General features: G+C 73.5%; 15 protein-coding genes. 12 read left to right on the top strand and 3 right to left on the bottom strand.

Annotated elements, in window-relative coordinates; translation table 11 throughout:
• The first annotated feature begins 35 nt into the window (after positions 1-35).
• The 12 genes from IE096_RS01665 (at position 36) to IE096_RS01610 (ending at position 15697) form a co-directional block, all read left to right on the top strand.
• A complete protein-coding gene (locus IE096_RS01665; RefSeq protein WP_189447614.1) occupies positions 36-788 on the top strand; it encodes a Mut7-C RNAse domain-containing protein in 753 nt (250 codons plus the stop codon).
• Between the two features lie 155 nt (positions 789-943).
• Positions 944-1213 (top strand): DUF1876 domain-containing protein, encoded by a 270-nt coding sequence (locus tag IE096_RS01660; protein WP_189447611.1) that lies wholly within the window; start codon positions 944-946, stop codon positions 1211-1213.
• Positions 1214-1338: 125 nt separating this feature from the next.
• Positions 1339-1779, top strand: a complete 441-nt coding sequence (locus IE096_RS01655; RefSeq protein ID WP_189447610.1) for a large conductance mechanosensitive channel protein MscL — start codon at positions 1339-1341, stop codon at positions 1777-1779.
• 133 nt (positions 1780-1912) lie between these two features.
• Complete coding sequence (locus IE096_RS01650) at positions 1913-3622, top strand: sensor histidine kinase (protein ID WP_229819853.1); 1710 nt, start codon at positions 1913-1915, stop codon at positions 3620-3622.
• Between the two features lie 32 nt (positions 3623-3654).
• A complete protein-coding gene (locus IE096_RS01645; protein ID WP_189447608.1) occupies positions 3655-4308 on the top strand; it encodes a response regulator transcription factor in 654 nt (217 codons plus the stop codon).
• A 297-nt stretch (positions 4309-4605) separates the two neighbouring features.
• Positions 4606-5877 carry a phenylacetate--CoA ligase family protein gene (locus IE096_RS01640; protein ID WP_189447606.1) on the top strand — a complete coding sequence of 424 codons (1272 nt, stop codon included), beginning with the start codon at positions 4606-4608 and terminating at the stop codon, positions 5875-5877.
• Positions 5874-7292, top strand: coding sequence for an MFS transporter (locus IE096_RS01635; RefSeq protein WP_189447604.1), 1419 nt, complete (start codon positions 5874-5876; stop codon positions 7290-7292). The genes IE096_RS01640 and IE096_RS01635 overlap by 4 nt, the downstream gene beginning before the upstream one ends.
• The gene (locus tag IE096_RS01630; RefSeq protein ID WP_189447602.1) at positions 7289-8434 is read left to right on the top strand and encodes a GNAT family N-acetyltransferase; all 1146 of its coding nucleotides are present in this window, start codon (positions 7289-7291) and stop codon (positions 8432-8434) included. The genes IE096_RS01635 and IE096_RS01630 overlap by 4 nt, the downstream gene beginning before the upstream one ends.
• Complete coding sequence (locus IE096_RS01625; protein WP_189447600.1) at positions 8431-9588, top strand: LuxE/PaaK family acyltransferase; 1158 nt, start codon at positions 8431-8433, stop codon at positions 9586-9588. The genes IE096_RS01630 and IE096_RS01625 overlap by 4 nt, the downstream gene beginning before the upstream one ends.
• Positions 9585-12083: an acyl-CoA reductase gene (locus IE096_RS01620; RefSeq protein WP_229819852.1), complete on the top strand. Its 2499-nt coding sequence runs from the start codon at positions 9585-9587 to the stop codon at positions 12081-12083. The genes IE096_RS01625 and IE096_RS01620 overlap by 4 nt, the downstream gene beginning before the upstream one ends.
• 320 nt (positions 12084-12403) lie before the next feature.
• Positions 12404-14998 carry a sensor histidine kinase gene (locus IE096_RS01615; protein WP_189447598.1) on the top strand — a complete coding sequence of 865 codons (2595 nt, stop codon included), beginning with the start codon at positions 12404-12406 and terminating at the stop codon, positions 14996-14998.
• Positions 14999-15145: 147 nt separating this feature from the next.
• A complete protein-coding gene (locus tag IE096_RS01610; RefSeq protein WP_189447596.1) occupies positions 15146-15697 on the top strand; it encodes a hypothetical protein in 552 nt (183 codons plus the stop codon).
• A gap of 7 nt (positions 15698-15704) precedes the next feature.
• Here IE096_RS01610 and IE096_RS01605 read toward each other — a convergent pair whose 3' ends face one another.
• The 3 genes from IE096_RS01605 to gnd form a co-directional block, all read right to left on the bottom strand.
• Positions 15705-16595 carry a hypothetical protein gene (locus IE096_RS01605; protein ID WP_189447594.1) on the bottom strand — a complete coding sequence of 297 codons (891 nt, stop codon included), beginning with the start codon at positions 16593-16595 and terminating at the stop codon, positions 15705-15707.
• 101 nt (positions 16596-16696) lie between these two features.
• Complete coding sequence (locus tag IE096_RS01600) at positions 16697-17107, bottom strand: nuclear transport factor 2 family protein (protein WP_189447593.1); 411 nt, start codon at positions 17105-17107, stop codon at positions 16697-16699.
• A 64-nt stretch (positions 17108-17171) separates the two neighbouring features.
• Positions 17172-18638, bottom strand: coding sequence for an NADP-dependent phosphogluconate dehydrogenase (gnd, locus tag IE096_RS01595; RefSeq protein ID WP_189447591.1), 1467 nt, complete (start codon positions 18636-18638; stop codon positions 17172-17174).
• Positions 18639-19158 lie beyond the last annotated feature (520 nt).

Here is a 19158-nt window from a genome sequence, read left to right as displayed (position 1 = left end):
GCGCCCCGGCCCCGGGCGATGGCATGCTGGGCTGCGTGAACGGTCCAGTGATCTTTGTCAGCGTCGCCCCTGAACTGCGGCTTTTCGTGTCCCCCGAGCGCCGGGTGGCGGCCGCGCCGGTGGTCACCGACGGCGTCTCCACCCTCGGGCACGTCGTGGAGTCCCTCGGCGTCCCGCTCACCGAGGCGGGCGCGCTGCTCGTCGACGGGCGCCCGGTGCCGGTGTCGCACGTGCCGGCCGAAGGGGAGCGCGTGGAGATCGAGGCGGTGGCCCGGCCGCAGGAGGTGCCGGGGGCGCCGCTGCGCTTCCTGCTGGACGTCCACCTGGGCACGCTCGCCCGCCGGCTGCGGCTGCTGGGCGTCGACGCGGCGTACGAGAGCGAGGACATCGGCGACCCCGCGCTGGCCGCGCTCTCCGCCGCCGAGCGCCGGGTGCTGCTCTCCCGGGACCGGGGGCTGCTGCGCCGCCGGGAGATCTGGGCCGGCGCGTACGTCTACAGCGACCGGCCGGAGGAGCAGCTGAGGGACGTCCTGGGCCGGTTCGCGCCCGCGCTCGCCCCCTGGACGCGCTGCACCGCCTGCAACGGCCCGCTCCAGGACGCCGACAAGGACTCCGTCCGCGAGCACCTGGAGCACGGCACGCGCCACACCTACGACGTCTTCGCGCAGTGCCTGGCCTGCGGCCGGGTCTACTGGCGGGGCGCGCACCACGCGCGGCTGGAGGCGATCGTCGACGGCGCGGTGCGCGAGTTCGGGGCCGCGGCGGCCCGACGGGTCTCCGGGGTCTGACGGGCTCCCTGCCCGACGGGTCTCCGGGGTCTGACGGGCTCCCTGCCCGACGGGTCTCCGGGGCCTGGCGGGGCTGCCGCGTCCGGTGTCGCAATCGGGCCGCCTGGTGCACGCTGGAGGGGTAGCGCACAAGGGGCGGGCCAGAGGAGGACGCCATGACGCAGATCGCTGGCTGGCATGTCGAGGTGGAATTCGACGAGGAAGAGAAGAAGACCCGGGCGGCCGCTCTGCTCAGACTCCAGGACGGCACCGAGCTGCGGGCCAAGGGCAAGGCCGTCAGGCACCCCGACGACCCCGAGCAGCAGCGGGTCGGCGAGGAGGTCGCGGCGGCGCGGGCCCTGAACAAGCTGTCGCGGGAGCTGCTCGACAAGGCCGGGCACGACATCGAGGAGGCCACTCACATCCCGGCGCACCCGGCGATGTGAAGCGGGCCCCGGGGCGGGCCTTCAGGCGCGTCCCGGGGGGCCCGAGGTGGGCCTCGGGGTGAATCCCGGGTGCCGTCGCCGTGCCGCACGGCGGGGAGAAGTCGGGCAAAGGGTAGCTTTTCGGAGTGCTCAAGGGATTCAAGAACTTCGTCATGCGCGGTGACATCGTCACCGTGGCCGTGGGCCTGATCATCGCGCTGGCGTTCTCCACGCTGATCAAGGCGTTCACCGACTTCGTGATCAACCCGGTCATCGCCCGGCTCCAGGGCGGGCACGGCCTGGGGCTGGGCTGGCAGCTCGGCCGCGCGGGCAACCGGGCCACCTACCTGGACATCGGCTCCTTCATCTCGGCCGTGATCTACTTCATCATCTTCATGGCCGTCGTCTACTTCTTCATCGTCGTGCCCTACAAGCACGTCCAGGCGCGGCGCGGGGTCGTCGTCTTCGAGGAGCCCGGGCAGCTGAAGACCTGCCCGGCGTGCCTCTCGGAGGACCTTCCGGCGGCGGCCGGGAAGTGCCGGTACTGCGGCACGGACCAGCCGTCGGGCGGGGCGCGCCCGGCTTGAGGGGCGGGCCGGGCCGGGCTGCGGACCCGCCGGGCCGCCGGGGCTTTGGTCCGGGGTCGTATCGACTTTCGTCGCACGCGCGAGCGACCTTCGGTGCCTGTGCCGGGGTGGGGGGAGTGCCTAGAGTGCGGGGGTGAACGCGACATCGTGGGCCCGTGAACTGTCGGGGCGGCTGACCGATCCGGGGCTGTGGAGCCGGCGCAGGCTGGTGGGGGAGTGCCTGCTCGCCGCCGTCTTCGCGCTGCTCGCGGGGGTGGCCGAGGGCGGCCACGGCTGGCCGCGGATGGCCGCCGTCGCCGTGGTGGCCGCGGTGCTGTCGCTGACGCGCCGGGCCCTGCCGATCACCGCGCTGCTCGCGACCTCGGCCCTCTCCGGCGGCACCGAGGGCGGCGCGAGCCTCCTGCTGATGGCCGTGGGCTGGTCCGCCGGGCACCGGATCGGGGGAGTGCTGCGGGCGTCGGCGGCCTTCGGCGCCGCCTTCGCGCTCTATCTGACCCTGAGCCTGTGGCAGGCGGAGCTCTCGCCCACCGGGACGGTCACGCTCGCCACGGTCTTCTTCGTGGTGACCGCGGTCTTCCCCGGCCTCGCGGGCCGCTACTGGACGCAGCGGCGCACCCTGCTGGACACCCTGCGGCTGCGCAACGCCCAGCTGCTGCGCGAGCGCGAGATGATCGCCGGGCAGGCGCGGATGCGCGAGCGGCAGCGCATCGCCCAGGACATGCACGACAGCCTGGGCCACCAGCTCGCGCTCATCGCGGTGCAGACCGGCGCGCTGGAGGTCGACCGGGAGCTGACCGGCCGTCAGCGCGAGGCGGTCGGCGTGCTGCGCGAGGCGTCGGTGGCCGCCATGCGGGAGCTGCGCGAGGTCGTGGGCATCCTCAAGGACGGCGTCCCGGAGGAGGAGCAGCCCGGCTCCCGGGTGGTGGCGGGCATAGAGGGCCTGGTCGAGTCCGCCGTGTCGGCGGGCATGAAGGTGACCCTGGAGCGCTCGGGCGATCCCCGGCCGCTGGCGCCCGCCACCGACCACGCCGGATACCGCGTCGTCCAGGAGGGCCTGACCAACGCCGCCAAGCACGCCCCGGGCGCCGCCATCACCGTCGGCGTGCGCCACGAGCCGGACGCCCTGGTGGTGGAGGTGGCCAACGGCCCGGCGGCGCCGACCGCGACGGCGGAGCCCCGGGCGGACACGGTCAGCGGGGGAGAGGGGCTGACGGGGCTGCGGGAACGGGCCCGGCTGGTCGGCGGCATGGTCTTCACCGGCCCCGGGGCGGCCGGCGCCGGCTTCCGCCTCGCGGCCGTCCTGCCCTATGACACGGCCGAGGCGCGGGAGTCCCGGGGGAGCGCCACCGGCGCGACCTTCGTCGCCCCGGCGGACGACTTCCGGCGGCAGCCCCGGGCGGGGGCTCCGAGCGAGGGTGGAGCGGTCATCGACCGGCTCGACCCTCGCGAGGAGTTCAAGGACATCATGGGCACGAAGAAGAGCAACGGCTGCCTGCTCGGCTGCGGAATCGCGCTGCTGCTCCTGGTGGCGCTGGTGGTGGCGGGCGTCTTCACCATGGGCAAGGTCATCGACGAGGCCGACAAGGGCATGATCGACCCGAGCACCTACGCGTCCGTCAAGGTCGGTGACCCCGAGCGGGACGTCCGGGAGAAGCTGCCGTCCGGCAAGTCCTTCCTCACCTCCGACGCCAAGGACAAGATACCGGCCGCCCCCGCCGGGGCCAGCTGTCTGACCCTGCTGTCCACCGACGACTCCCGGGGGCTGTCCGTCGACACGGTTTACCGCTTCTGCTTCAAGGACGGCAGACTGTCCGACAAGCGCGAGTTCCACGTCAAGAGCTAGCGAACAGCACACCATCCCAGGAGAAGACACCGGTGATCCGCGTCCTCATCGCCGATGACGAGCCGCTCATCCGGGCCGGCATCAGGATGATCCTCACGTCCGCCGACGACATCGAGGTCGTGGCGGAGGCGGTGAACGGGCGGGAGGCCGTCGAGCTGGCCCGGCGGCACCGGGTGGACGTCGCGCTGCTCGACATCCAGATGCCGGTCCTCGACGGCCTGACGGCCCTCGGCGAACTGGGCCGGCACGCCCCCGGCGTCCGGGTGCTGATCCTCACCACCTTCGGCGAGCCCGACAACGTCCTGCGGGCGCTGCGCCAGGGCGGGGCCGGCTTCCTGCTGAAGGACTCCGCGCCGGGGGAGCTGATCGGGGCCGTCCGGGCGGCGGCTACGGGCGCCGCCTACCTTTCCCCGGCCGCCACCCGCCACGTGGTGGACTCGCTGGCCGCAGGCCCCGTCGCCACCCGGGGCGAGGAGGCGCGGCGACGGGTGGCGGAGCTCAGTGAACGGGAGCGCGAGGTGCTGGCCCTGCTCGGCGAGGGGCTGTCCAACGCCGACGCCGGGCGCAGGATCCATATGAGCGAGGCCACGGTGAAGACGTACGTCAGCCGGATCCTCGCCAAACTGGGCTGTGAGAACCGGGTGCAGGCCGCCCTGCTGGCCCGGGACGCGGGCCTGGGGGCGTAGGGCGGCCGACGCCATAAGAAGTTCGGTCAGAACGGCTTTCAACAAAAGAAACAGAGGTTTCGCGCCACCTTCGCCTGACATGTGGTGAGCAGAGGGCGGATTCTGCGATATCTTCTACGACGTTCCCTCGTGACCGAGCGTCAGACCCTGACGCCGGAGCGACGCCGAGAGCGGTACCGCACGCCTCTCGCGGAACACACGGGCACCGGCACGTGGCGAGCGACCGCAGTCCTCGCCGCGCCTTCGCCGTGCCCCGAAGACACGCACCCCTGTCCGCATCACCTAGGCAAAGGCCGCATGTCCGTTCACCCGCTATCGGACCTCATACGTTTCACCCGCCGGAACTCACCGTTCTACGCGGAGCTCTACGCCGACCTCCCCCCGGACGTCCGGCACCTGACCGATCTGCCCGTCGTGGAGCAGAGCGCCTTCTGGGCCGCCAACACCCCGGGCGACAACCGGGTGCTGACCGCACCCCTCGGCGAAGCCGTCGTCTACAAGACCGGCGGCACGACCGGCGCCCCCAAGTTCTCCTGCTACACCCGCGAGGAGTGGCGCGACTTCGTCACCGCCTTCGGCGGAGGACTCGTCGAGGCCGGGCTGCGCCCCGGCCACCGGGTCGCCGACCTCTTCTACGCGGGCGAGCTCTACGCCAGCTTCCTGTTCGTCCTGGACTCGCTCGCCCACGCGCCCGTCGACAACGTCCGGCTGCCCATCGGCGGCGGCGCCCCCCTCGAAACCACGGTTCCCACCCTTGAGGACCTCGGCGCCCAGGTGGTGGCGGGCACCCCGACCACCCTCTGCCGGCTGGCCGAGCACCTCATCGCGACGGGCCGTCAGCTCCCCGCCGTGGAGCTGCTGTTCTTCGGCGGCGAGGCGCTCTTCTCCGACCAGCGACGCCTCCTCGCCGCGGCCTTCCCCAACGCCGAACCGCGCTCCCTCGGCTACGCCAGCGTCGACGCCGGCCTCCTCGGCTGCCCCGTCCCCGGCCCCGACCCCCGGGTGCACCGCGTCTTCACCCCGCACACGCTCGTCGAGATCCTCGACGAGACCACCGGGGAGCCCATCCACGAACCCGGCCGCCCCGGCCGCGTCGTGGTGACCCAGCTCTTCCGCCGCCTCATGCCCGTCATCCGCTTCCCCGCCGGTGACCGCGCCGAATGGACCGACGTCGAGGCCGGACACTTCCGCATCCTCGGCCGTGCCGAGGAGGGCGTCCGCGTCGGACCCGTCTCCCTCTACTCGCAGGACGCGCTCGACGCCGTCGCCGAGGCCGACACCGACGGCCGGGTGACGGGCACTCAGCTCGTGGTGCGCCGCTGGGACGGCCGCGACGGCCTCGTGCTGCGCCTGGCCACCGCCCCCGGCGACGACGACCCCACGGGCCTGGCGCCCCTCGCCGAGGCCGTCACCGAACGGCTCAACACGGTCCGTCCGCTCTACCCCGACAGCGTGGCCGCCGGCTTCGTCCACCCCCTGACCGTGGAGTGGGCCCGCAACAGCGACCTCGTCGTCAACACCCGCTCGGGCAAGCTCGTCCGGGTCATCGACGAGAGGCCCACCGCATGACCGCCGTGACCACCGACGAGGGCCGCCGCCCGCCCCTCGTCCTGCGCAACCGCGCCTTCGGCACGGTCTGGCTGGCCCAGGTGCTCACCCAGGCCGCCGTGCGGATGTTCCAGGTCGGCGTCTCCTGGTGGCTGGTGGCCTACGCCGTCGCCGGCGGACGCGGGCTCGCCTCCGGGCTGTTCATGGCGGTCAGCACACTGCCCGCCGTGGCGCTCGCCCCCGTCGTCGCCCGGTCCGTCGCCCGCTTCGCGCACCGCTCCGTGCTGCGCGCGGCCGCCGGGGCGGCGGGCACCGCCGCGGCGGCCCTCGCCGTCTGGGCGTACGCGGGCGGGCTGCCGCTCGCCGCCGCCTACGCCGCGACCCTGGCCCTGGCCGCCTGCCAGGCCTTCTTCGACCCCTGCCTGACCACCTCCGTGCCCGAGCTCGTCGACGACGAGGACATCGAGGCCGCCACCGGCTTCGAACTGTCCACCCAGTCGCTGGCGAGCCTCGGCGGGGCGCTCCTCGGCGCCCTGATCGTCGACGCCGCCGGAGTGGCGGGCCTCGCCGTCGGCTGCGCGAGCGCCTACCTCGTCGCGGCCGCGCTGATCACCACCGTCCGCTTCCGCACCCAGACCGCGCCGGGCGCGGAGGACGGTGCCGAGGAGGCCGACGGGCAGCGGTCGCTGCGGGGGATCCTGGCCGGGCTGCCGTTCGTCCGCCGGATCCTGCTCTGCTTCACCGCGGCGAACCTCTTCACCACCGCCGTCTTCGTCGTCATCCCGCTGTACACCAAGTCCGTCCTGGCGGACGGCGGTTCCACCGTCGCCCTGCTGGAGGCGTCGCTGGGCGTGGGCACGCTGATCGGCTCGTTCACCGGCGCCCGCGTCCCCGGCCGGCCCACCACCCTCGGCGCGTGGCTGCTGACCCTGATGGGCCTGGCCCTGGCCGCCCCCGGCCTGTTCACGGGACGGTTCGTCTTCGCGGGCTGCCTGGTCGTCGCGGGCTGGTGCGTCGGCGTCATCGGGGTGCGGTTCGTGGCGCTGTTCCAGCGGCTCGTCCCCACCGCCGACAAGCCGGGCTTCTTCGCCGTGATGCAGGCCGTGCTCGGGGCGACCTTCCCCCTGGCCTCCCTGCTCTTCGGCCTGCTGGGCGACCGGCTCTCCCCGCAGACCCTGTGCCTGATCCAGGCGGCCGGACTCCTGCCCGCGGCCTGCGCGCTGGCCCTCCTGCGGGACGACGACGCCGGCGCCGACGGCCGTCCCGGAACCGACGACACCGGCAGCCGGGCGGACGTCGACGGCCACGACGGGCACGACGGCACCGGCGACGCGGACGCCCCGGCCGACCCCGCCCGTACCGGCTCCGCCGACGAGGTCACGCGAGGCGCCACGTCCCACCCGTCCGAGCCCGTGGTCACCGGAGGAAAGCGATGACCGTCACGATCGACCGGGCCACGCCCGCCGACATCGCCGAACTGCGCCAGCTCTACTACGCCGTCTACGGCCCGCACTACCCCACCGCCCTGGGCACCGACCCCGCCGAGATGTCGCGGCTCATCGCCGACCCGCACACCCTCTGGCTGGTCGCCCGGCACCCCGGCTCCGGCGGGCTCGCCGCGTCGGCGGCCGTCCACGGCGAGGCCGGCAGCCGCGTCGGCCGGCTGGAAGGGCTCGCCGTCCACCCCGAGCGCCGCTCCGGCGGCCTCGCCCACGCCCTGACCGACGAGCTGTGCCGGCGGACGCTGGATACCGGGCGCCTGGACTCCGTCTACGCCACGGTCCGCACCGTCAGCGCCGGCCCCCAGCGCGTCGTGTCCCGCAACGGCTTCCGGCCCATGGGCGTCCTGCCCAACGCCGTCGACCTCAACAGCCGTGAAAGCCTCGCGCTCTACGCGCGTCACTCGCCGGGCGTGCTGGACCGGCGGCTCCCCGTCGCCGAGGTCCCCGCACCGCTCGGGCCCCTCCTGCGCACCGTCGGCGCGAGCCTCGGCATCGACTACGGGCACGTCCGGCGCACCGCGCCGAAGACGGTGCCCGCGCGCCCCACGACGGCGGCCCGGCTGGAGATGATCGAGGCGCCCTCGTTCGTCCGCCGCCGCTTCCACGAGCGCTTCCCCGACAGCGAGCGCTGGTTCTACCCGCTGCACACCCCCAACGCGCTGCTGGCGGCCGACGACGACAGCTTCGAGGTCTACGCCTACCTCAACCGCACCGGACGCTACTGCTCCCTGATCGCCGCCGCACCCGACCCGGCCGCGGCCGCCGACCACCTGGAGCCCATCACCCGCACGCTCACCCGCGCGGGCGCGGGGTACGTGGAGGCGCTGGTGCCGCTCTCCGAGCACGGAGCGCTCTCGGCGTTCCTCGCCCAAGGCTTCATCCCCAGCGCCCTCTATCCGGCCATGCGTCCCGAGCCCGACGGCGGCGGCTTCCACGACTACGTCGTGATGTCCCGCACCGCCGAACAGATCGACTTCCGTGAAGTGGTCGTCGACGCGCCCCTCCAGCCGTTCCTGGACGCCTACGCGGCTGCCTGGGCGTCGACCTACCTGCCCACCCTCGAGGTTGCCTCATGACACCCGTCAACCCCCATCTCGCCCCCGTCGACGTCCCCGACACGGCGCTGCTGCCGAATGTCCAGCGCCTGTGCGACCTGACGGACCCCTACACTTCCGGCCCCGCCGAGGAGGAGCTCTTCGCCGCCGCCATGGCCGAGAGCCACGCCTGGCACGCCGAACGCTCCCCGTTCTTCCGCTCGCTGTACGAGGGGACCGCCCCCGGGGAGCCCTACCGCGCGCCCCTGGTGCACGCGAACTTCTTCAAGCGGCACGAAGTCCTGTCGATCCCGCGCGACGACGTCCACCTGCACCTCACCTCGTCCGGCACCACCGGGCAGAAGTCGCAGATGTTCTTCGACGAGTGGACCATCCGCTCCGCCCAGCGCATGGTCGCCCGGATCTTCGAGCGCAACGGCTGGATCACCCCCGACCAGCCCGTCAACTACCTGCTCTACAGCTACGAGCCGGCCCCCGACCTCAAGCTCGGCACCTCCTTCACCGACAACTACCTCTGCGACTTCGCCCCCGCCCGCAGCGTCGAGTACGCCCTCCGCCACACCGGCGGCGGCCACGAGTTCGACCCCTTCGGCTGCGTCGCCGCGCTCCGCCGCTTCGCCGAGGAGGACGTCCCCGTCCGCATCCTGGGCTTCCCCGCGTTCCTCTGGTTCACCCTGGAACGGATGCGGGCCATGGGCCTCGCGCCCCTGAACCTCCCCGAGGGCTCCCTGATCGTCCTCGGCGGCGGCTGGAAGGGCCACACCGACCAGCAGATCGGCAAGCACGAGCTGTACGCCCGCGTCACCGAACAGCTCGGCGTGCCCTCCGAGCGGATCCGCGACACCTTCGGCTCCGTCGAGCACTGCATTCCGTACATCGAGTGCTCGCACCACAACCTCCACGCGCCCGTCTGGTCCCGCGTGTTCATCCGCTCCACCCGCACGCTGGAGCCGCTCGGATACGGCGAGCGCGGCTACCTCCACCTGGTCTCCCCGTACATCACGTCCGTCCCCGCGCAGAGCGTCGTCATGGGCGACCTCGCCTCCCTCCACCCCGGCAGCGAGTGCGGCTGCGAGCTGGAAACCGACTGGTTCACCATCCACGGCCGCGCCGGAGTGAGCCGCAACAAGAGCTGCGCGGTGGCCGCCGCCGAACTGATGAAGGGCATGTCGTGACGACCGAGACCAACCCGCACTACTGGCAGGGCGCCTTCATCGACGACGAGGAGGCCGGCCGGCGCCTCGCCGCGCTGCCCGCCACCGTCGAGGCCGCGCTCGCCGAACCCCTGGACACCGAGACCGTCCTCGCCGCCTGCGACGCGCTGTCCACCGCCCTCCTCGACCCCGCCCACCCCACCCGCACCCGGCTCGCCGCCCACCTGCCCGAGGGCGAGGACGGCACCCTCCTCGCCGAACTCGGCGCGTTCCTCGCCCGCGCCGGGCTCACCCGCAAGCTCCGCAGCGAACTCGGCGGCACCGCCCCCCAGCGGCTGAACCGCCCCGACGCCAAGGAGACCGTCTACGAGGCGTGGGCGCCCGTCGGCCTCGTCGCCCACATCGCCCCCGGCAACGCCGCCTCCGTCGCCCCCCTGAGCCTCGTCGAAGGACTGCTCGCCGGCAACGTCAACATCCTCAAGACGTCCGGCGCCGACACCCTCCTGGCCCAGCACCTCCTCGCCGAACTGGCCGCGCTGGACGAGAGCGGGGCCATCGCCCGGCGCGTCATCGTGCTGCGCTTCCCCTCCTCCCGCCAGGAGTGGCTGCGCCTGATGTGCGCGCCCGCCGACGCCGTCGCCGTCTGGGGCGGCGAGACCGCCGTCGAGGGCGTGGCCGCCCACGTGCCGCCCGGCTGCCGCCTGGTGGAGTGGGGCCACAAGATCTCCTTCGCCTACCTCGCCCCCGACGCCTGGCAGGACGAGGCGACCCTGGCCGCCCTCGCCGCCGACGTCTGCCTGCTGGAGCAGCAGGCCTGCTCCAGCCCCCAGGTCGTCTACCTCGACACCGACGACGACAAGGACGTCTTCGCCTTCGCCGAACGCCTCGCCGCCGCCCTCGCCGCCGCGCCCCCCGGCCCGTCCGGCGACGAACTGGACGCCGCCGAACAGGCCGAGCTCACCACCACCGAGCTCATCGCCCGCCTGGAAGAGCACCTCGGCCTCACCCGCGTCCACACGGCCCCCGACGGCTCCTGGCGCGTCATGGCCGACACCCGCCCCGCGCTCACCGCCTCCCCGCTGCACCGCAGCGTCTGGGTCAAGCCCCTGCCCCGGGAACGGATGCTCGCCACGCTGCGCCCCATGCGCCGCTACCTCCAGACCGCCGGCATCGCCGGCACCCGCGCCGACGTCGCGGAGCTCTCCCGCCTCGCCCTGGCCGCCGGCGCCACCCGCGTCACGCCCGTCGGCTCCATGCTGGGCAGCTACGCGGGCGAGCCCCACGACGGCGTCTACGCGCTCCAGCGCTACAGCCGCCGCGTCGCCGTCCAGGCCGACGAGCGCTTCGCCACCGTCGCCTGCCTCGACGACCTGGTCCGCCCGACCGCGCTCCCCACACCCACCGGGCCGCTGCTGGACAAGGCCGCCGTCCAGGAGCTCAACGGCTCCGTCGACCGGCGCGACGCCGAGCTGTACTTCCGCAGCGGCGGCAGCACCGGCACCCCCGCCCTGTCCCTGTTCACCTATGACGACTACGACACCCAGATGCGCGCCGCCGCCCGCGGCCTGCTCGCCGCCGGGTACGACCCGAAGCACGACCGCACCGCCAACCTCTTCTACTGCGGCGGCATGTACGGCGGCTTCATCAGCTTCTTCTCCATCCTGGAGCGACTGGGCGGCACCCAGATGCCCATCGCGGCCGGCCCCGACCACCGCGCCACCGCCGAGGCGCTGGTCGCCCACGAGGCGGACACCCTCTTCGGCATGCCCTCCTACCTCTGGCAGCTCCTCCACGACCAGAGCGACCTGCTGCGCTCCTACGGCGGCATCCGCAAGGTCTTCTACGGCGGGGAGCACTTCACGGCCGAGCAGCGCCGGGTGCTCGCCGAGAGCTTCGGCATCGAGACCGTCCGCTCCATCACCTACGGCAGCACGGACCTCGGCCCGCTGGGCTACCAGTGCGTGGAAAGCGCGGGCGGAGTCCACCACCTCCACGCCGACCTCCACACGCTGGAGATCCTCGACGTCGACGCCGACCGGCCCGTGGCACCCGGCGAGACCGGCCGACTCGTCTTCACCACCCACGCCCGGCGCGGCCAGCGCCTCGACCGCTACGTCATCGGCGACCTCGGCCGCGCCGTCCCCGGCCGCTGCCCCTGCGGCAACCACGCCCCGCGCTTCGAACTGCTGGGCAGGCTCGGCGACGTGATGCGCGTCGCGACGTACTTCCTCAACCACGGGCGCTTCGTGACCATCGCGGAGGAGGACTGCGGCTACGCCGGGGAACTCCAGGTGCTCCTCGCGACCGGCACGGCGCGCGAGCGCCTCACGGTCCGCGTCGAGCGCTCGGCCGACCCGGCGGCCCTGCGGGCGGCCCTGCTGGCCGGGTACCCGGAGCTGCGCTCGGCGGTCGAGGAGCGGCTGCTCGACCTCGACGTCGAGGCGGCGGACACGGCGGACTTCGCCCGCACGGCGACCACGGGCAAGCTCCGCTCGGTGGTGGACGGACGCCGATAGGGGCTTGTAGCCCCTCCGGCGTTCGAGGAGCGGGGGGCGGGGGCGGAGCCCCTGAAGGAAACGGCGAAAGGGCGGGACAGGGGCACCCCTCAGCGCCCACGGCCGCGGCGGTGACCGGTACCGGCCACCGCCGCGGGGACCCGCCGGTGCCGGGCGCCCATGGCGACGAGCGTGGCACGGGAGACCAGGAGACCTTCCGAAGTCAGGAACGCGTCAACGTCGGCCCCCGCACCGCCGCCCACGGCCCGGATCGGCCGACGATGGCCGGGTACCCCTCCACACCGGGCGACCCGCCTCGCCCCCCGACAGAAGGAACGCTCATGGCCCAGGCCGGCGCTCCGCCTGAAACTCCGGGCATCCGCCCCGGCAGACTGAAGGTCTTTCTCGGCGCTGCCCCCGGAGTCGGCAAGACGTACCGCATGCTGGACGAAGGATGGCGCCGCGCCCTGCGCGGCACCGACGTCGTGGTGGCCTACGCCGAGTGCCACCACCGCCCGCACACCGAGGAGATGCTCGAGGGACTGGAGGTGCTGCCGCGCCTGCGCCACGACCACGGGGACCCGGAGTCCACCGGACTCGACCTCGCCGCCGTGCTCGCCCGCCGCCCCGCCGTGGCCCTCATCGACGAACTCGCCCACACCAACGTGCCGGGCACCGGAAACGCCAGGCGCTGGCAGGACGTCGAGGAACTCCTCGCCGCCGGCATCGACGTGATGACCACCGTCAACATCCAGCACCTGGAATCCCTCAGCGACGTCGTCGAGAAGATCACCGGGGTGCCGCAGCGGGAGACCGTACCGGACGACGTCGTACGCCGCGCCCACCAGATCGAGCTCGTCGACATGGCCCCCGAAGCGCTGCGCCGCCGGATGGCCCACGGCAACATCTACGCCCCCGAGAAGATCGACGCGGCGCTCTCCCACTACTTCCGCGTCGGCAACCTCACCGCCCTGCGCGAACTGGCCCTGCTGTGGCTCGCCGAACGCGTCGACGAGACCCTCCAGCGCTACCGCGCCGAGCACGGCATCGGCGGCGTCTGGGAGACCCGCGAACGCGTCGTCGTCGCGCTCACCGGCGGCCCCGAGGGCGACACCCTCATCCGCCGGGCCGCCCGCATCGCCGCCCGTTCCTCCGGCGGCGACCTCCTGGCCGTGCACGTCACCCGCAGCGACGGCCTCGCCGGCGCCTCGCCCGCCGCGCTGGCCGGACAGCGCCGGCTCGTCGAGAGCCTCGGCGGCACCTACCACACGGTCGTCGGCGACCAAGTGCCCGCCGCACTGCTGGAATTCGCCCGCGCCGAGAACGCCACCCAGCTCGTCGTCGGCGTCAGCCGCCGCGGCTGGCCGGCCCGCGTCCTCGCCGCGCGCGGCGTGGGCGACAGCGTCGTCGAGATGTCCGGCGACATCGACGTCCACATCGTCACCCACGAGCGCGCCGGACGGGGGCGCGGCCTGTCCGTCCCCGGCCGCGGCCTCTCCCGCGTCCGCCGGATCTGCGGACCCGCGGCCGGACTGCTCCTGCCCCTCCTGCTGACCGCGACCCTCCGTGCGGGCGCGGTCGCCGAGGCCGTCGCCCTCAACCTCACCAGCGAGGCCCTGCTCTTCCTCGTCGCCGTCGTCGGAGTGGCCTGCATCGGCGGGGTGGCCTCCGCGCTGCTGGCCTCACTGACGGCCTCCCTCCTGCTCAACTACTACTTCATCCCGCCGACCGGCCGCTTCACCATCCACGGCGCCAACAACATCCTCGCGCTCGTCGTCTTCGCCCTCGTCGCCGTCACCGTCGCGGCCGTCGTGGACCGCTCGCTGCGCCTGAGCCGCCGCGCCGCGAGCGCCACCGCCGCGGCCGAGACCCTCTCCTCGCTCGCCGGGGGCGTCCTCCGGGGCGAACAGGACGTCCCCGACCTGCTGGAACGCACCCGCCGGACCTTCGGCATGGAGTCGGCCGAGCTGCGCCCCCGCAGCCGCGACCGGGACCGGGAACGGGACCGGGACCGGGACCGCGAGAGCGCAACTGCCACGGTCCGTGACGGGGCAGGGCGCGCCCCGGCCGAGGAGATCAGGACGCCGATAGGCGAGGACGCCGAACTCGTCCTGCGCGGCCGCGCGCTGCCCTCCTCCGACCGCCGGGTGCTCGCCGCCTTCGCCGCCCATCTGACGGCCGCCGTGGAACGCGCCCGGCTGGCCCGGGCGGCGGCCGAGATCGAGCCGGTGCGGGCCGCCGACCGGATGCGCACCGCCCTCCTCGCCGCCGTCAGCCACGATCTGCGCACCCCGCTCGCCAGCGGCTGGGCCGCCGTCAGCTCCCTGCGCAGCAGGGAGGTCGACTTCTCGCCCGAGGACCGCGAGGAACTGCTGGCCACCGCCGACGAGTCGATGGCCAAGCTCAACCGGCTCGTCGACAACCTCCTCGACATGAGCCGCCTCCAGGCGGGCGCCCTGACCCTGAGCCTGCGCCCCACCGCCCTCGTCGAGGTCCTGCCCCTGGCCCTGGACAGCCTGCCGGAGGCGCCGGAGTGCGAGGTGGCCGCCCCGGACCTGGAACGGGCCCCCGACGTCCTCGCCGACCCGCCCCTGCTGGAGCGCGTCCTGGCCAACCTGGTGGCCAACGCCGCCCGGCACTCCCCGCCCGGCCGCCCGGTCACCGTCGCGGCCAGCGTCCTCGCCTCCCGGGTGGAGCTGCGGGTCGTCGACCGGGGCCCCGGCCTCCGGCCCGCCGACCGCGAGCGCGCCTTCGAGCCGTTCCAGCGACTGGGGGACACCGACAACACCACCGGGCTCGGCCTGGGCCTCGCGCTGTCCCGGGGCCTGACCGAGGCCATGGGCGGCACGCTCACTCCCGAGGACACCCCCGGGGGCGGCCTGACGATGGTCGTCTCCCTGCCCGCCGCCCCGGTCCGGACCACGTCCGGCCGATAGCACGCATAAAGCCGGTCCTCCGGGTAGCCGTTCGGGCAAGAAACGTTCCGGGAGGGAACTGTTCCTCCAACTCGCCCGCTGTACAAGGTGTATGTATTCCCACAACCCGTGGGTCACGCAAGGGACACCGGCAACCGAGGGGGAGCCATGCGTACGACCCGATCGACCCGATCCACCTGGCGCACCGGGGCGGCGATCGCCCTGCTGGCCGCGCTCACCGTCCCGGCCGTCGCCTTCGCGGCCTCCGCCGGGGCCTCCACCAGGTCCGCCGCCACGGCGGCGGACGACACCCCGCAGACGCTCGAGGGCGGTACGTCCTCGGTCGTCGACCGGGTGGCGTCCTTCTACGGCGCCTACGTCGACGCCCGTGCGGGCACGCCCGACGCCTCCCTGTCCAACGCCCTGCGCGCGCACTACCTCACGAAGGAGTTCCGCGCCCGCCTGGATGCCTGGGAGCGGAAGAACGCCGTGGACGGCGTCCTCCGCGCGCAGAACACCCCGCGCGCCTGGCAGGTCACCTATGACAACAGCGGCGCCGGGCACACCTGGACGAAGGTCCGCCTGACGTGGGGCGACGAGAAGAAGCCGACGTACACCTATCTCAGCGTGCAGTCGGACCTCGCCACCAGGCTGATCTCCGACATCAAGGAGGGGACGCCGACGGGCGGCGCCGCCGACCCCGCCGACTCGGACGACTGACGGCGGGTCAGCGGCCCCGCGCGGGCGGGGCGGCCCACCGGACGAAGGACATCCCGTACAGGCCGCCCGGCCCGGCGCTCGCGCCCGAGACGTACGCGGCGTCGGAGCCGTGCCAGTACAGGGAGTCGACCTGGAGGGGCTCGTCCAGGAACCGCGCGGGCGTCAGCGTCCTGCCCGCGAGCGGGTCGCGCTGCCGGTCGTAGGGCCACTGGCGGACCTCGGACTCGCGCAGGGCCGTGCCCCAGGACATCCCCCGGTCGAGGTCCACCAGCCGGAAGCCGATCAGGGTGCCCTCCGGGGTGTCCTCGCGGCGTACGGTCAGCTCGGCGGGACGGCCGTCGAGGTCACCGGTGTAGCGGCCCTCCCCGGCGTCACCGGCGTACCCGCCGTACCAGTCCCGGTAGTCGCGGAAGGGCCGGTTCTCGACGTGGGCGGGGCCCGTGCCGGAGCGGCGGAAGGACAGGGGGAAGCCGCGGCCGTCCCGGACGCTCGTCCCCGAGAGCCGGTCGGTGTCCCGGGTGTGCAGCACCAGGGCGCGCAGGGTGAGCGCGGCGGACCCGCGCAGCGCGATGCCGCCGGCCAGGTGGGAGGTCGCGGGGAGGTCCTCGAGGCTGCCGGTGAAGGTCTCGTCCCGGTCGAGGTCGGTGAGGGTGAGGTAGAGGGTGTGGAGGGTGCCGGGGGACTGCCGTACGACGACGATCCTCAGCCGCGCCCGGCGGCCGTCGTACACCCCTTCCCACGTGCCGCCGAAGGCGCGCACGTCCCGGAAGACCCGGCCCTGCCCGGCGGCCGCGGGTGTCACGCCGAGACCGGCGCAGCCGAGGGCGAGGGCGGTGCCGAGGGTGGTGCCGAGGGCGGATCTGAGGGTGGTGCGGCGGGACAGTGAGCGGTGCTGCATCGGACCTCCCGGAACTCGCGGAAATCTCCCGTGCCGAACGACGCCGCTCATGATGTGCGCTGTCACGCGGTCGGCACAGCCCCGAATGAGCCGACTGCGGATCAGAACGGTTCGTAGCAGTCGTAGTTCCGCTGGGAGACGATCCGGCCGTCGCGGAACTCCAGGAACGTCGCGATGTGCGCGCGCAGGACGCGCCCGGCGGGCAGCTTCCCCAGGGGTACGGCCAGCGTGCCCGACCAGACGGCCTCCAGGGCCACCCGGTCACCGGCCGCGACCACGCCCGTCACCTCGAAGCGCTGCTCGGAGAGCAGGTCGCGGCCCCGCTCCGCCGAGGCCAGGATGGCGGGCAGATCGCGCACGACGCCCTCGGGGAAGAGGGCGTTGGGCAGTTGGTGGTGGACGGCGTCCTCGTGGAAGAACCGGGCGAGTTCCTCGCCCGTGGCGAAGCGGGCGACGGCTTCGTGATAGCGCAGGGCCGTCTCGACATGGGGGTGACGCGGCACGTCCGGCATGCCACGACCATAGCGGTGCCCCGCGACGCCGGAACGCCGCGGGGCACGATTCTCGTACGGGCCGTCAGGCGGTCTGCTCCTCGCTCCGGTCACCGCTCCAGAGCGTGTGGAAGGAGCCCTCGCGGTCGGTGCGGCGGTAGGTGTGGGCGCCGAAGAAGTCCCGCTGCCCCTGGGTCAGGGCGGCCGGCAGCCGCTCGGCGCGCAGCGCGTCGTAGTAGGCCAGGGCGGCGGCGAAGCCCGGCGTCGGCACCCCGCGGCGCACGGCGGTGGCGACGACCTCGCGCCACGCGTCCTGGGCCCGGCCGACCTCCTCGGCGAACTGACGGTCGGCCAGCAGCGTGGGGAGCTGCGGGTCGGCCGCGAACGCGGCGCGGATGCGGTCGAGGAAGGCGGCCCGGATGATGCAGCCGCCGCGCCAGATGGCGGCCATGGCACCCAGGTCGATGTTCCAGCCGTACTCCTCGCTCGCCTTGGCGATCATGTTCCAGCCCTGGGCGTAGGACACGACCTTCGACGCGTAGAGCGCCTCCTCCACCCGGGCGGCGAACTCCTCGGCCTCGGCGGGGGAGAGGGCCGCGGCCTCGGCCGAGGGCCCCGGCAGACCGTTCGCCGCCTCGCGCAGCTCCTTGTGCCCCGAGACGGAACGGGCGAACACGGCCTCGGCGATCCCGGACACCGGCACCCCGAGGTCCAGCGCCGTCTGCACCGTCCACCGCCCGGTGCCCTTCTGCTCGGCCTCGTCCGCCACGATGTCCACGAACGGCCGTCCGGTGGCGGCGTCCTTGTGGGCGAGCACCTCGGCGGTGATCTCGATGAGGTACGAGTCCAGTCGCCCGGTGTTCCACGTACGGAAGATCTCCGCGATCCGCTCGGGCGCGAACCCGCCGACGGTGCGCAGCAGGTCGTACGCCTCGGCGATCAGCTGCATGTCGGCGTACTCGATGCCGTTGTGCACCATCTTGACGAAGTGCCCGGCGCCGTCGGGACCGACGTGGACGGCACAGGGGGTGCCGTCCTTGGCCTTGGCGGCGATGTCTTCGAGCAGCGGTCCGAGGGCCTTGTAGGACTCGACCGATCCGCCGGGCATGATGGAGGGCCCGTTCAGCGCACCCTCCTCGCCGCCGGAGATGCCGGCGCCGACGAAGTGGATGCCGCGGTCGCGGAGGTTCTTCTCGCGGCGGCGGGTGTCGGCGAAGTGGGCGTTGCCGCCGTCGATGATCATGTCGCCTTCTTCGAGGAGGGGTGCGAATTCCTCGATGACGGCGTCGGTGGGGTCGCCGGCCTTGACCATGATGATGAGGCGGCGGGGCTTCTGCAGGGCGGCGACGAACTCCTCGGCGGTCTTGGCGGGGACGAGGTTCCCTTCGTGGCCGTGCTCGTCGATGAGGGCCTTGGTCTTGGCGGCGGTGCGGTTGTGGACGGCGACGGTGTGGCCGTGGCGTGCGAAGTTGCGGGCGAGGTTGCTGCCCATGACGGCGAGCCCGGTGACGCCGATCTGTGCGGTTGCCGTGGTGGCGGGGGTGCTGGGCATTGCGGTGGTCCACTCCTGTCGCTGTGCGTCGAAGGCTGGTGCGGGCGTCAACACGGCAGGGCCCGGGGATCTTCCCGGGATCGTCCACGCGGGTGACCGGGCAACAGCCCGGGCATGCTCGCACACGGCGCTCAAGGGTGGCTGGGGGCACGCTGGAGCCGGTCCCGGGTCGGTCTCCTCGCTGTAGCCCGTTTGTGTGACCTGAACAAATACGAGGCGAGGCGCGTGGCCCATGCCTCGGGGCCTCGGCGCCGGCTGGGCCTCCCGGAGGCACGGTCTGGTGGTTGCGTGATGGTGGCGCTTGGGGACGGTCTGCGGTGGGTTCCGGCGGGTCCGATGCTGACTCACTGCTGACCCCGCCTTGCGGGAAGAACTCGCCGGACTGGGCGATGCCGAACTCTTCCGGACCTGTGCGCGGTTCGCCGATGTGAGCGGTCACGAGGAGGGTGACGAGGAGCCGGTGTTGCAGGCCGCTCGGGTCACGCTGGATCTGCTGGCCCAGCGGATCGGCCGGCTCTCC

The organism is Streptomyces abikoensis, from assembly GCF_014648775.1.
GTDB classification, from domain to species: domain Bacteria; phylum Actinomycetota; class Actinomycetes; order Streptomycetales; family Streptomycetaceae; genus Streptomyces; species Streptomyces abikoensis.
This window is presented reverse-complemented; position numbering and strand designations above follow the sequence as displayed.